The sequence below is a fragment of the Pandoraea oxalativorans genome, assembly GCF_000972785.3.
Lineage (GTDB): Bacteria > Pseudomonadota > Gammaproteobacteria > Burkholderiales > Burkholderiaceae > Pandoraea > Pandoraea oxalativorans.
In genome coordinates this window covers 569029-581524 of record NZ_CP011253.3, presented here as the reverse complement: position 1 = coordinate 581524, position 12496 = coordinate 569029, and the positions used below count along the sequence as shown (strand labels likewise).

Genomic DNA, 12496 nt, shown 5'->3' with positions numbered 1-12496 from the left:
CGTTGGGCTCAATGACGCACGACTAAAGTGAGCGCGCATGCCTTCCTTCATCGGCATACGCTCAGCAACACGTCGGGGACTGTTTGGGCAGAAACTCCGCTTCCAGCGGATGGATATCTCGGACGGTCCGCCGGATTTCCCGTTGTCGGGCTCGACAGGGACCGGCCTTGGGCCAGCCGTTACGTTCCCGGTACGGAACTGCCGATGGCCGACTGAAAACGGTGTCCGCCATGGATGCGTGGCGCCACAGCCTGAAGGCGGCTGGAAGCGTTTTGAAGTGATGGAAAAAAACGAATCGCCAAGGCAACAAAAAACCCCGCAGTGTCGAAACACACTGCGGGGTTTTTGCTCACGTCACGCGAAACAACCGGTAACGGCGTAAGTCAGCTTAACGCTTCGGCGTCATCTCGCCGACTTTCGTGACCAGCCACTTTTCGACGGACGGGAACACAAACTTGCTGACGTCGCCACCCAGTTGAGCGATCTCGCGCACGATGGTGCCCGAGATGAACTGGTATTGGTCGGACGGTGTCATGAACATCGTCTCGACATCGGGCAGCAGGTAGCGGTTCATGCCCGCCATCTGGAACTCGTATTCGAAGTCGGACACCGCGCGCAGCCCGCGCACGATCACGCGCGCCTGATGCTTGCGCACGAAGTCCTTGAGCAAGCCGGAGAAGCCTTCGACGCTCACGTTCGGATAGTGTCCGAGCACTTCGCGCGCGATGTCGATCCGCTCTTCGAGCGAAAAGAACGGCTTCTTGTTTCGGCTGTCGGCCACCCCGACCACGAGCTTGTCGAAAATGCCCGCCGCACGGCGGACCAGATCCTCATGGCCTCGGGTCAACGGGTCGAACGTCCCCGGATAGATCGCCACTACCATGCCAACGTCTCCTCGCGGCTGGGGACCGCTGCTGCGTACTTATTCATTGTGGTCTCTAGGTTTTCGGAATCGATTCAAGCAAATGATAATGCACCGCTCCGGCTTTCGCCCGGCGCAGGCACACGAGGCCCAGTTCCGCGAGCGCATCGTCCTCCAGGGGGGCGTCCGACTCGGCATAGATCACGCCGTTCGGCGCGAGCAGACGGGCGGCCGGGGCCAGCAGATCGTTCAGCCAGCCACTCGCGAACGGCGGATCGAGGAAAATGACGTCGAAAACCCCGGGCGAGAGTGTGGTTATCAGGCGTCTGGCGTCCGCCTGCACGATCTCGATCTGTTTGGCGTCGAGTTTGGCCTGATTGGCGCGCAACTGACGAATGGCCGGCGCAGCGGACTCAACCAGCAACACCCGCTGCGCACCACGCGAAGCGGCCTCGAAGCCGAGCGCGCCGCTACCCGCGAAGGCGTCGAGGCATTGCATGCCCGTCAGGTCCTGCCCGAGCCAGTTGAACAGCGTCTCCCGCACGCGATCGGGGGTCGGCCGCAGACCGTCGCCCGGCGGCACCGGCAGCGGCGTACGCTTCCACTGACCGCCGATGATGCGGACCTGCTGCGGCGCGCCGCGCGCCACGTTACCTGCACCGGACTTCATGGCGTCCTCCGCAATACGGCTTGACCGGGGGCACCGCTGACGGTGGAAAAATGGGGTCGCGCGCGTCGTTGCGCACGCAGAGAATCCAAAATCATGACAATTCACGCTACATTGTTGAGGCGAAACATACCACATCGCCCGCGCCTCATGCCCCATAGGCCATGCCCCATAAGGGAAGGCGGCGCGCGGCGGTGCATAGATCCCGGCCGGTGAACGTCCAGTTTGCGACGCAGTCCCAACGTCGATCCTACGTGGATCCACCGCTGCACCATCGTTGTCCCCCGGCCACCCGATAGGAGACCGCAGATCCGCCATGACCGATGCCGCCATCGAGGTAACCGAGCTATGCAAGGCCTATGACGGCCGCCCTGTGGTCGATCACCTGTCGCTGCGCGTCGCACCGGGCGAGTGCTTCGGCCTGCTGGGGCCCAACGGTGCGGGCAAGACGACCACGTTACGCATGCTGCTGGGCCTTGTCACGCCCGACGCTGGCGAGATCCGGCTCGGCGGCCTGCCCGTGCCGAAACTCGCACCGCAAGCGCGCCGCCGCGTCGGCGTCGTGCCGCAGTTCGACAATCTGGACCCCGACTTCACGGTGCGCGAAAACCTGGCGGTCTTCGGACGTTATTTCGGACTCGCCTCGGCCGATATCAAGGAACGCGTTCCGGCGCTGCTGGCGTTCGCCCGTCTCGAATCGAAAGCGGATGCCCGCGTCAGCCAGCTCTCGGGCGGCATGAAGCGACGCCTCACGCTCGCGCGCGCCCTCATCAACAATCCCGACGTACTCGTGCTCGACGAACCGACGACCGGGCTCGATCCGCAGGCCCGGCATCTGATCTGGGAGCGGCTGAAATCGCTCATGAACGAGGGCAAGACGATTCTGCTCACCACCCACTTCATGGAGGAAGCCGAGCGGCTGTGCCATCGGCTGTGCGTGATCGACGCCGGATGCAAGATTGCCGAAGGCACGCCCCCCGAACTCGTGGCGCGCGAAATCGGGTGCGATGTGGTGGAAGTCTTCGGCGACGTTCCGCACGCCCTCCTCGCCAGCCTCGCCCCGTTCGCCGATCGCATCGAAACCAGCGGCGAGACGCACTTCTGTTACGTTCGCGACGCCGTGCCGGTCGTGGGTGCCCTGCAGGACCAGCCGGGGGTGCGGTATCTGCATCGCCGGGCCAATCTGGAGGATGTCTTTCTGAAGCTCACGGGTCGGGAGATGCGCGATGACTGAGTACCCCATGTCGGCAGATGCGCCGCGCTACCTGCCGGGCGTCACGCCCTGGATGGGGGTCTGGCGACGCAACTTCCTCGTCTGGCGCAAGCTTGCGATTGCCTCGATGTTCGGCAATCTCGCAGACCCGATGATCTACCTCTTCGGCCTGGGTTTCGGTCTCGGCATGATGGTCGGCAATGTCGACGGCACTTCGTACATCGCGTTTCTCGCCGCGGGCACCGTCGGCTCCAGCGTGATGTTCTCGGCGAGCTTCGAATCGATGTATTCGGGCTTCTCGCGCATGCACGTGCAACGCACCTGGGAGGCGCTGATGCATACCCCGCTGACGCTGGGCGACATCGTGCTCGGCGAAGTCGTCTGGGCCGCCAGCAAAGCGGTGCTGTCGGGCGTTGCGATCCTGCTGGTGGCGAGCGTGCTCGGATACGCGCGCATCGACAGTCTCGCCGTGGTACTGCCAGCCGTTTTGCTCGCGGGACTCGCATTCGCCAGCCTTGCCATGGTGATGACGTCACTCGCGCCGAGCTACGATTTCTTCATGTTCTACCAGACGCTCGTGATGACGCCGATGTTGCTGCTCTCCGGCGTGTTCTTCCCGTTGTCGCAACTCCCGGCGGCGGCGCGTCATGTAACGGAATGGTTACCGCTCGCGCACGCGGTCGCGTTGATCCGTCCAGCCATGCTGGGGCGTGCCATCGACCTGCCGTGGCTGCACGTGGGCGCACTCGTCGTCTACACCGTCGTAGGCTTTTCCGTCGCGCTGGTGTTGTTGCGTCGCCGGATACTTCGATAGCGTTCGTGAGCGGATCAGACACGTCGGCCAGAAGGCAAAACGGCACCAGAAAATCCCGGTGCCGTTTTTTCGGACGTGATCAGACGTGCGGACTACACACCGCTGTCACTTCCCAGGCTGGCTCGCTGTCGGCGTAGAGCTCGGTGCGGCTGCGCCTGCACTCGCCGCGCCGAACACGTCGCTCGGCCCGACGACGACAGTCACAAGGCGATCCGGTTGCACGTGACGTACAAACGCGTCCTTCACCTGCGCCGCCGTCACGGCTTCGACCTTGGCGGTCCACGTGTCGAGATAGTCGAGCGGCAGGTTGTAGAAGCCAATGGCCGCCACGTTCGCCAACAGTTTGCGGTTGCTGTCCAGCCGCAGCGGGAATCCGTTGGTCAGGTTGTCCTTCGCAGCCTGCATTTCCTCGGCAGTGGGGCCGTCCCGAACGAATCGGGCCAGCGTCTCACGCACGACCTTGAGCGCTTCGGGCGCCTGCTCGCGACGCGTCTGCAAGTTGATCTCGAACGGCCCCTCCTGCAACTGCGGCACGAAGCCACTCGATACGCCGTACGTCAGACCGCGTTTCTCACGCACTTCCGCCGTCAGACGCGACACGAAACCGCCGCCGCCCAGCACGTAGTTCCCCACGAGCAACGGGAAGTAGTCGGGATCGCTGCGCGCCATCGACGCCTGCCCGGTCGCGATGTGCGCCTGCTCGGCCGGGCGCGGCAGATCGATCTGCACCGCGCTGCGCAGCGCCGCCACCGGCGGCATCGTGGGCGGTGTAACGCCGACGGGCATGGCGTCCGTCAACTGGGCGACCAGCTTCTCGGCCTGTGCGCGGTCGATGTCGCCAACGATGGAGACGACCGCCCGCTTCGGGCTGTACATATCGCGATAGAAACGCATCAGATCGTCGCGCTTCACGGCGTTGACGCTCGCCACCGTCGGCGTCACGCCATACGGGTGACTGCCGTAGATCGCGCTGCGAAAGGCCTTCTCGGCAATCGCCTCGGGCTTCGTATCCGATTCGGCAATCGCCGACGACAGACGCGCCGTTTCGCGCTTGAGCACGACCTCGGGGAACGTGGGATGTTGCAGGAATTGCGCCAGCGTACTCACCGCCGCATCGCGCTCGGCCGCCGAAGATAGCGTGCGGATGGTGACGGTCGCGGCGTCGCGTCCGGCGCTGGTCGCTTCCATCGCGCCCACGTCGGCGAAACGGTCGGCAATCTGCGCCTCGCTCAGCGCGGGATGCCCGCCTGCGGCCGCCGCGCCAGCGTCGAGCAACCCGGCCGTCAGCAACGCCAGCCCGGACTTGCCTTTCGGATCGTAGCGGCTGCCCGCATCGAAATCGATGTTCACGTCGATCATCGGGATCGAACGGCTTTCCACCAGCATCACCTTGGCACCGGACGGTGCGACCCAGGTCTGGATCGGCAGCGCGGCGCCGGCCGTGAGCGGTAGACCCGCCGCCAGCGCGCCCGCGGCTGCGCAAGCCATGACACCCGTTCGCGCGGGCACGGAGAACGCACGCAACAGTGCGGAAATTTTCATCATCGTGTGTGGCCCTCTCAGCGCATGTTCTTCAGGTCTTGCGCCCCTTGGGCGCGGCGCTTGCGTGTCGCCTCGTCGATCGGCTGCGGCACGAGCGTGGCCACCGTCAGCGACTCATCGCCGAAGTACTTGCCCGCCACCGCCTGCACCTGCGCAGGCGTGACCGCCTTCACCTTTTCAAGCATGCGATCGATCTGACGCCAGGAGATGCCAGACATCTCGTTCAGCCCGATTTCCATCGCCTGACCGAACACCGAGTCGCGCTTGTAGATCTGCGACGCCACCACCTGCGCCTTCACGCGCTTGAGCTCGGCCTGGGTCACGCCGTGTGCTGCGATGTCGGCGATCTGCGCACGCAAGGCCTTCTCGAGCTGCTCCGGCGTCTTGCCCTGCGCAGGGGTCGCGTCCATGATGAAGAACTGCGGGCCGCGGCCCACGCCGTCGTAACTCGCGCCGACATCGTTCGCAATGCGCTGCTCGCGCACCAGACGGCTTGTCAGACGCGCGTTGCCGTACCCGTCGAGCACGGCGGAAAGTACCTGCAATGCGTAGACGTCGTCGTCCTTCTCAACGTCGTTCAGACGCGGCGCACGCCATGCGAGCATCACATTCGGGTTCTCTGCCGGTGCTTTGACGAACACGCGGCGCACGCCCATCTGCGCCGGTTCGTTCTGCGGACGACGGTCCGGCAACGCGTGCGATTTGATCGGGCCGTAGTACTTCTCGGCAAGCGCCTTGACCTGTGCGGGATCGACGTCGCCGCTCACCACGACCACGGCGTTGTTCGGCGCATACCAGCGCTCGTACCAGTCGCGCGTGTCCTGCACGGTCATGTGCTGGAGATCGTCCATCCAGCCGACGATCGGGCGACGATACGGATTCGCGACGAGCGCGGTCGCCATCAGTTGCTCGTAGAGCAGGGCACGCGGCTGGTCGTCCGTGCGCAGACGACGCTCCTCCATCACCACCTGAATCTCTTTCGCGAACTCGTCGGCGGAGAGCGTCAGATTCGCCATGCGATCGGCTTCGAGACGCATCATTTCCGGCAGACGCGACTTCTCCGTCTGCTCGAAGTACCCGGTGTAGTCCTTGCTGGTAAAGGCGTTCTCGCGCCCGCCGAGCGCGGCGACCTGACGGGAGAACTGGCCCGCGCCGACGGTCTTGGTGCCCTTGAACATCATGTGCTCAAGCGCGTGGGCGACGCCGGTGGTGCCGTTGAACTCGTCGAGCGACCCGGCGCGATACCAGACTACGTGGGCGACCGTCGGTGCCCCGGTGGTCTTCGCGCACGATCAGCCGCAGACCGTTCGAGAGCGTGAATTCCGAAGTGTTATCCGTTGTCTTGCTGCCGCCGGTGTCGGCGGCGTGGCCCAGGCTCATCACACCAGCCAGGGCCAGTCCGGCCAAGGCGTGTCGCCAGCGCATGGTTCCCGTCATGGATCCCCTTTCGCCCATCATGGACGTCGATTCGCGTCTGATAAAATACGTCGCATTTCCCGCGTCGGAAACAACGACTTGCCCATTGTAGGGCGTTTTGTGCGACGCGAATGGCAGGACAAATCATAGTCGCACGCCGATAGCGCGCCCCCACGTCGAGTTCCTCACCCCATGTTCAGTTTCTTCAAGCGCTTCAAGTCGGGCGGCAACAAGGCCGCCGAAACGAGCCCCGCACCGACCGAATCGCCCGAATCCGAAGCGTCTTCCGCAGACGTTTCGCAGACGCAGGATCCGCAGCCGTCCACAAACCAGCCGACGACGTCGGCTCGGTCGGCTGCGCCCGCACAGCCTGCACCGCTCGCGCCGTCCTCCTCCGCTTCCGCGGCCGCGCCGACGCCAGCCGTCCAGCCCGCGCAACCCGCACGACCCACCATCAGCCTTGCCGAAAATTCGGCACAGTCCGAGCCAGCGCGGGGCGATATCCCAACGACACCCACGCCGGTTGCGGTTGCACCGACGCCTGCCCCGCAGCCGACGCCGGTCGCCCCTGCCGTTCAAAGCGCGCCCGTTGAGCCTGTTGAACCCGTCGCCCCGGCAGCCCCGCCGCCCGCCCCGGTCGTCGTGAAAGACGCGCAGGGCGAAGCCATCGGCGAAATCGTCTCAGCGCCGGCACCTGAGCCGGCCGCCAAGCGCTCGTGGCTGACCCGCCTGAAGGCCGGGCTGTCGAAGACGAGCTCGGGCATCACGAGCATCTTCGTCGGCGTGAAGGTCGACGAGAACCTGTTCGAAGAGCTCGAAGGCGCCCTCCTGATGAGCGACGCAGGCGTGGAAGCCACCACCTACCTGATCGACGCCCTGCGCAAGAAGGTCAAGGCCGAGCGTCTGACGGAAGGCGAACAGGTCAAGCGCGCGCTGCACGACCTGCTCGTCGACCTGCTGCAACCGCTCGAACAGAGTCTCGTGCTGGGCCGCGAAGCGCCGATGGTCGTGATGATTGCGGGCGTGAACGGCGCAGGCAAGACGACCAGCATCGGCAAGCTCGCCAAGCACTTCCAGCACTACGGTCAGTCCGTGCTGCTCGCGGCGGGCGATACGTTCCGCGCGGCAGCCCGCGAGCAACTGGCGATCTGGGGCGAACGCAACAACGTCGCCGTCGTTGCGCAGGAAAGCGGCGATCCGGCAGCCGTCGTGTTCGACGCCGTGAGCGCCGCCCGCGCGCGCAAGATCGACATCGTGATGGCGGACACGGCAGGCCGTCTGCCCACGCAGTTGCACCTGATGGAAGAACTCAAGAAGATCAAGCGCGTGCTGGGCAAGGCGGCCGACGGCGCGCCGCACGAGGTGCTGCTCGTCATCGACGCCAACACCGGCCAGAACGCGCTCACGCAGGTCAAGGCATTCGACGACGCCCTTGCGCTCACCGGTCTCATCGTGACCAAGCTCGACGGCACGGCAAAGGGCGGCATTCTGGCGGCCATCGCCCGTCAGCGTCCGGTCCCGGTGTACTTCATCGGCGTGGGCGAGAAGGTGGAAGACCTGCAACCGTTCTCGGCCCGCGAGTTCGCCGACGCCCTGCTGGGCTAAGCCGCGAACAACACCGCAAAGCTGACGTATCAAAACAAACGGCCCGCACACTCACGTGGCGGGCCGTTTGCTTTTCGTCTGCGTAACGACGTTACACCTGCTGCGCGACGAGCCCCGCGCAAAGCCCCCACATCATGAGACCGACCACGCCGTCGAGAATCTGCCACGCACGGGCACGCGAGAAGAGCGGCGCGAGCAGACGTGCGCCGTAACCGAGCGCCGTGAACCAGAGGATGGACGCGATCATCGCGCCGCCTGCGAACCACACGTTGGCCGGCGACGGCTCGCGGGCGCCGATACCACCGAGCAGGATCACCGTGTCCAGATAGACGTGCGGGTTGAGCAGCGAGAGCATCAGCACGAGACCGGTGGCGCGTTGCCAGGACATTTCCTGCGTCGCCGCGCGGCTACCGTCCGCCTGCAACGCCCCCGCGCCGCGAAACGCCGCGCGCCACGCCCGCAAGCCGTAGAGGAACAGGAACGCCGCGCCGCCCCACGTCACGATCGTGATGAAGCGCGGATAAGCGGCAATCAGCCCGCCCATGCCCGCCACGCCTGCGGCGATCAACGCCATGTCGCAAATCGCGCAGACCGTCACGACGATGCCGACGTGACGTCGCAAAATCCCCTGACGCAAGACGAACGCGTTCTGCGCGCCAATCGCCATGATGAGGCTGGCGCCGAGCGCCATGCCCCGCCAGAAAGCCGGATCGATCATCGGCCACTTACTCGGCGTCGGGTTGCGCTTCGGGTGCGGCGCGCTGGAAGGCTTCGAGCGTCTGGCAATGCGCGTGGATGGCGGAAATGCGCGGGAATTGCGTCATGTCGACCTTGAAGCGATTGGCGTTATAGATCTGCGGCACAAGGCAGCAATCCGCCAGCGTCGGCGTATCGCCGACGACGAACTTGCCCGGCGACGTCTGCGCCGCGAGACGCGCTTCGAGCGCCTTGAACCCTTCCACGATCCAATGCACGTACCACGCGTTCTTCTGGTCTTCCGTCACGCCCATGTCGTGCTTGAGAAAACGCAGCACGCGCAGGTTGTCGATCGGGTGGATGTCGGCCGCGATGTCCAGCGCCAGCGCGCGGACCTGCGCGCGCGTGGCCGGGTCGGACGGCAGCAGCGCGGGCGTCGGATGCACGTCTTCCAGATACTCGATGATGGCCAGCGACTGATGGATGTTGACGTCGCCGTCGACAAACGTCGGCACCAGCGCATTGACGTTGAGCGCACGGTAGGCCGGTTTGAGATGTTCGCCGCCGTCGCGCACCAGATGCACCGGCACGATGTCGTAATCGAGTCCTTTGAGGTTCAGGGCGATACGCACCCGATAGGCCGCGGAACTGCGGAAATAGCTGTACAGCGTGAGCGTGGACATGGTGCTGACCTCGAAATCGAAAATTCGGAAGAGCGGAAATTGGGGGAGACGCGGCGACCGCGAATCGTGACGATCCGAGGGGTCCGCAAGCGCGCCCGAACACGAGATGGTACTGCAAGCGCTGGCCCCGGTGACGCCTGATTGCGTATGATGGATAGCGACTCGCCCACGAACCAGAAGCCGCATTCCACCGATAACCGCGTCATGACCTCCACCGCCCCCTTTGCCTGCGCCCCGCTGCTCAAGATCATCGCCCGCGGTGCGAAAGGCGCACGCGCGCTGAGCGCGGACGAAACCCGCACGCTGTTCGACGCCATCCTCGCCAACCGGGTCTCGCCCGCCGAGTTGGGCGGCGTGCTGATCGCGTACCGTATCAAGGGCGAGACGCCCGTCGAACTGCGCGCCATGCTCGACGCTGCGCACGCCACATTCACCCCGCTTGTCGCCCCGGCCGACGCCCCGCCGCCGGTGCTGCTGCCGAGCTACAACGGCGCGCGCAAACAACCGAACCTCACGCCGTTGCTGGCGCTGCTGCTCGCGCGCGAGGGCATCCCGGTGCTGGTGCACGGACAACATCACAGCGGCGCGAATCGCGTCGGCACGCAGGCGATCTTCGCGGAACTCGGTCATCCCGCGAGCCAGACGGCCGCCGAGGCAGAGGAAGCCCTGCGCACCCGCCGCGTCGCCTATCTGCCAATCGCGGCGCTCTCGCCCGCGCTGGAACGCCTCCTGGAGATGCGTGCGGCGTTGGGCGTGCGTAATTCCGGGCATACCGTCGTCAAACTTCTGCAGCCGTTCGCCGGACCGGCGCTGCGGCTCGTGAACTACACACATCCGGAGTACCGGGAGACGCTGAGCGAAATGTTTGCCGATGCGGCCAACAGCGCCGCCCCCGGGGTGCTGCTCGCACGCGGCACGGAAGGCGAACCGGTCGCAGACGCCCGACGACAGTCGGCGATCGACGGGTTTTCGGACGGGGCGTACCGGTCATGGCAGGAAGCCGAAGAAGGCGCCACCGGCGCACCGCCAGCACTACCTGCGGCCGACGCCCCGACCACGGCCCGGTGGATCGAGGCGGTGCTTGCGGGCGAGGTGCCCGTGCCCGCCCCTATCGCCCGTCAGGTCGAGGTGATTCGTCACGCTGTCGGGCTAACCGGCTGAAAGCGAGGAACGGGGGTGACGTCCGTTGGCAGGGCCGCCAGGCGACACAACGGCGTTAACACCTCGTTGAGACGAAATACGCACACAACGTCGTATAACTCGCGCGAAATTCGTCCCAAAATCCAAAAATCGCATAATAATTAGAGTTTTTCGGAACATTTCATCCCGAAACACGTCTAATTTTCTTTTTGGAGAGGACGCCCGGAGAGTACCGGCCGAGTCAGAATTCAAGCGGGCATCGAGCAGCGATCCGAATACGGTTGACCCTTTCAGTCGGCCGACGCCATACGGGTTGCCTGCCAGGAGATGACGCGCCAGGCTTCGGCCAGCAGCTTGTGCACTGCCGTGTAGGTCATTTGCGACGCGAGCGAGCCGGTCGCGGTTTCCAGTTCGACCTTGAGCTTGCCGGTGACGACCACCGTGTCGCCGAACTGACGGAGTTCCTGCGCTTTCGGGTCGACGTCGATGTCGAGGTAACGGCGGCGGCCGGAGCTGATCGCGTCGAGAAATTCGCGTTTGGTCTCGCGTTTGCCATTCGAATGCACGTAGAACAGATCGTCTGCGAGGAGCTTTTCCAGCTCGTCGACATCGCCTTCGATCATCGCTTCGAAGCGGGCCGATTCGAGTTGCCGTACTGCGTCAATGTGCTTTCCCGCCATGCTGACCTCCCTTCCTTCGCCATCACTTTACGCTCGTGGCTTGGGTTGCAATTTACACCATCCGGGTCACGTTTGCGCCAGTGACTTCTCCCGTTTGACGGGGGGTGCTGGAAAACCCCAAGAAGCCGGAAACTTCCCGTCCGGTAAGGGTTCTAACGTCTTTAGCACTCATCGAAAGAGAGTGCTAAAATGCTTTCCCAGAGGCTAACCAGGAGTCCACCACTTGAGTACTGCCGCCACCATGCATCCGACGACGCCGGCCACCGGCACGGCGCCGAATTCGCGTGCCCTTGCACTTGCCCCGTCGGCGTTGATGCTGCCGGGCAGTCTGGGCAATATCGACAGCTACATTCAGGCTGTCCATCGCATTCCCCTGCTCACCGCCGAGGAAGAGCAGTCGCTCGCCAAGCGTCTGCGTGAGAACGACGATCTTGAAGCCGCCCGCCAGCTCGTGCTTTCGCACCTGCGTCTGGTGGTCTCGATCGCGCGTAATTACCTCGGTTACGGTCTGCCGCACGCCGACCTGATTCAGGAAGGCAATATCGGCCTGATGAAGGCCGTCAAGCGCTTCGATCCCACGCAGGGTGTCCGGCTCGTGTCGTACGCCATGCACTGGATCAAGGCCGAGATCCACGAATACGTGCTGAAGAACTGGCGCACGGTCAAGGTCGCCACGACCAAGGCCCAGCGCAAGCTGTTCTTCAATCTGCGTAGCCAGAAGCAAGGTTTGCAGGCCTTCACGCCGGAAGAGATCGATCAGGTCGCGCGCGATCTGAACGTCAAGCGTGAAGACGTCATCGAGATGGAAACGCGTATGTCGGGCGGCGATATCGCCCTCGAAGGTCACAGCGACGACGGCGAGAGCGCGAGCTTCGCCCCCATCGCCTATCTGGCCGACTCCCACCAGGAGCCGACCGCCGTGATCGCCGCGCGCGAGCGTGACCATCTGCAGAGCGACGGTCTGCAAACGGCGCTAGGCCGTCTCGACCCGCGCAGCCGCCGCATCATCGAAGCGCGCTGGTTGTCGGTCGCCGACGACGGCAGCGGTGGCGCCACGCTGCACGAACTGGCAGACGAATTCGGCGTGTCCGCCGAGCGAATCCGTCAGATCGAAGTGGCCGCCATGAAGAAGATGAAAGGCGCGCTGCAAGCCTACGCGTAATACCGGGATCGGGTGT

11 protein-coding genes and 1 pseudogene are annotated in these 12496 nt (G+C 64.6%); 5 read left to right on the top strand and 7 right to left on the bottom strand.

Annotation, left to right across the window (positions count from 1 at the left end; genetic code table 11):
* Nucleotides 1–388 precede the first annotated feature (388 nt).
* Both coaD and rsmD read right to left on the bottom strand, forming a co-directional pair.
* Nucleotides 389–883, bottom strand: coding sequence for a pantetheine-phosphate adenylyltransferase (gene coaD / locus MB84_RS02700; RefSeq protein WP_039395474.1), 495 nt, complete (start codon nt 881–883; stop codon nt 389–391).
* A gap of 55 nt (nt 884–938) precedes the next feature.
* On the bottom strand, nt 939–1532 hold the full coding sequence (rsmD, locus tag MB84_RS02695) for a 16S rRNA (guanine(966)-N(2))-methyltransferase RsmD (RefSeq protein ID WP_046290658.1): 594 nt from the start codon (nt 1530–1532) through the stop codon (nt 939–941).
* Between the two features lie 313 nt (nt 1533–1845).
* Here rsmD and nodI point away from each other — a divergent pair, with 313 nt between their 5' ends.
* Nucleotides 1846–2763 (top strand): nodulation factor ABC transporter ATP-binding protein NodI, encoded by a 918-nt coding sequence (nodI, locus tag MB84_RS02690; protein ID WP_046290657.1) that lies wholly within the window; start codon nt 1846–1848, stop codon nt 2761–2763.
* Nucleotides 2756–3556: an ABC transporter permease gene (locus tag MB84_RS02685; RefSeq protein WP_046290656.1), complete on the top strand. Its 801-nt coding sequence runs from the start codon at nt 2756–2758 to the stop codon at nt 3554–3556. Before nodI ends, MB84_RS02685 begins: the two co-directional genes overlap by 8 nt.
* A 105-nt stretch (nt 3557–3661) precedes the next feature.
* Here MB84_RS02685 and MB84_RS02680 read toward each other — a convergent pair whose 3' ends face one another.
* Both MB84_RS02680 and MB84_RS02675 read right to left on the bottom strand, forming a co-directional pair.
* The gene (locus tag MB84_RS02680; RefSeq protein ID WP_046290655.1) at nt 3662–5101 is read right to left on the bottom strand and encodes a M16 family metallopeptidase; all 1440 of its coding nucleotides are present in this window, start codon (nt 5099–5101) and stop codon (nt 3662–3664) included.
* Nucleotides 5102–5115: 14 nt separating this feature from the next.
* A pseudogene (locus MB84_RS02675) lies at nt 5116–6535 on the bottom strand (M16 family metallopeptidase).
* Between the two features lie 171 nt (nt 6536–6706).
* Here MB84_RS02675 and ftsY point away from each other — a divergent pair.
* The gene (gene ftsY / locus MB84_RS02670) at nt 6707–8119 is read left to right on the top strand and encodes a signal recognition particle-docking protein FtsY (RefSeq protein ID WP_084009573.1); all 1413 of its coding nucleotides are present in this window, start codon (nt 6707–6709) and stop codon (nt 8117–8119) included.
* 91 nt (nt 8120–8210) lie between these two features.
* On the opposite strand, the gene MB84_RS02665 is transcribed toward ftsY, so the two are convergent.
* Both MB84_RS02665 and maiA read right to left on the bottom strand, forming a co-directional pair.
* Nucleotides 8211–8837, bottom strand: coding sequence for a LysE/ArgO family amino acid transporter (locus MB84_RS02665; protein ID WP_046290654.1), 627 nt, complete (start codon nt 8835–8837; stop codon nt 8211–8213).
* A 7-nt stretch (nt 8838–8844) separates the two neighbouring features.
* Nucleotides 8845–9498 (bottom strand): maleylacetoacetate isomerase, encoded by a 654-nt coding sequence (maiA, locus tag MB84_RS02660; protein WP_046290653.1) that lies wholly within the window; start codon nt 9496–9498, stop codon nt 8845–8847.
* Nucleotides 9499–9645: 147 nt separating this feature from the next.
* Between maiA and ybiB the strand changes: the two genes are divergently transcribed.
* A complete protein-coding gene (gene ybiB, locus MB84_RS02655) occupies nt 9646–10659 on the top strand; it encodes a DNA-binding protein YbiB (protein WP_425415883.1) in 1014 nt (337 codons plus the stop codon).
* 269 nt (nt 10660–10928) lie between these two features.
* Here the strand turns inward: ybiB and MB84_RS02650 are convergent, their stop codons facing one another.
* Nucleotides 10929–11318 carry a nuclear transport factor 2 family protein gene (locus tag MB84_RS02650; protein ID WP_046290652.1) on the bottom strand — a complete coding sequence of 130 codons (390 nt, stop codon included), beginning with the start codon at nt 11316–11318 and terminating at the stop codon, nt 10929–10931.
* A 223-nt stretch (nt 11319–11541) separates the two neighbouring features.
* Here MB84_RS02650 and rpoH point away from each other — a divergent pair, with 223 nt between their 5' ends.
* The gene (gene rpoH, locus MB84_RS02645; RefSeq protein ID WP_046290651.1) at nt 11542–12480 is read left to right on the top strand and encodes an RNA polymerase sigma factor RpoH; all 939 of its coding nucleotides are present in this window, start codon (nt 11542–11544) and stop codon (nt 12478–12480) included.
* Nucleotides 12481–12496 lie beyond the last annotated feature (16 nt).

What these genes read in the sequence shown, in the direction of transcription:
- coaD (WP_039395474.1), bottom strand. Translation starts at nt 883, where the DNA reads ATGGTAGTGGCGATCTATCCGGGGACGTTCGACCCGTTGACCCGAGGC.
- rsmD (WP_046290658.1), bottom strand. Translation starts at nt 1,532, where the DNA reads ATGAAGTCCGGTGCAGGTAACGTGGCGCGCGGCGCGCCGCAGCAGGTC.
- nodI (WP_046290657.1), top strand. Translation starts at nt 1,846, where the DNA reads ATGACCGATGCCGCCATCGAGGTAACCGAGCTATGCAAGGCCTATGAC.
- MB84_RS02685 (WP_046290656.1), top strand. Translation starts at nt 2,756, where the DNA reads ATGACTGAGTACCCCATGTCGGCAGATGCGCCGCGCTACCTGCCGGGC.
- MB84_RS02680 (WP_046290655.1), bottom strand. Translation starts at nt 5,101, where the DNA reads ATGATGAAAATTTCCGCACTGTTGCGTGCGTTCTCCGTGCCCGCGCGA.
- ftsY (WP_084009573.1), top strand. Translation starts at nt 6,707, where the DNA reads ATGTTCAGTTTCTTCAAGCGCTTCAAGTCGGGCGGCAACAAGGCCGCC.
- MB84_RS02665 (WP_046290654.1), bottom strand. Translation starts at nt 8,837, where the DNA reads ATGATCGATCCGGCTTTCTGGCGGGGCATGGCGCTCGGCGCCAGCCTC.
- maiA (WP_046290653.1), bottom strand. Translation starts at nt 9,498, where the DNA reads ATGTCCACGCTCACGCTGTACAGCTATTTCCGCAGTTCCGCGGCCTAT.
- ybiB (WP_425415883.1), top strand. Translation starts at nt 9,646, where the DNA reads ATGATGGATAGCGACTCGCCCACGAACCAGAAGCCGCATTCCACCGAT.
- MB84_RS02650 (WP_046290652.1), bottom strand. Translation starts at nt 11,318, where the DNA reads ATGGCGGGAAAGCACATTGACGCAGTACGGCAACTCGAATCGGCCCGC.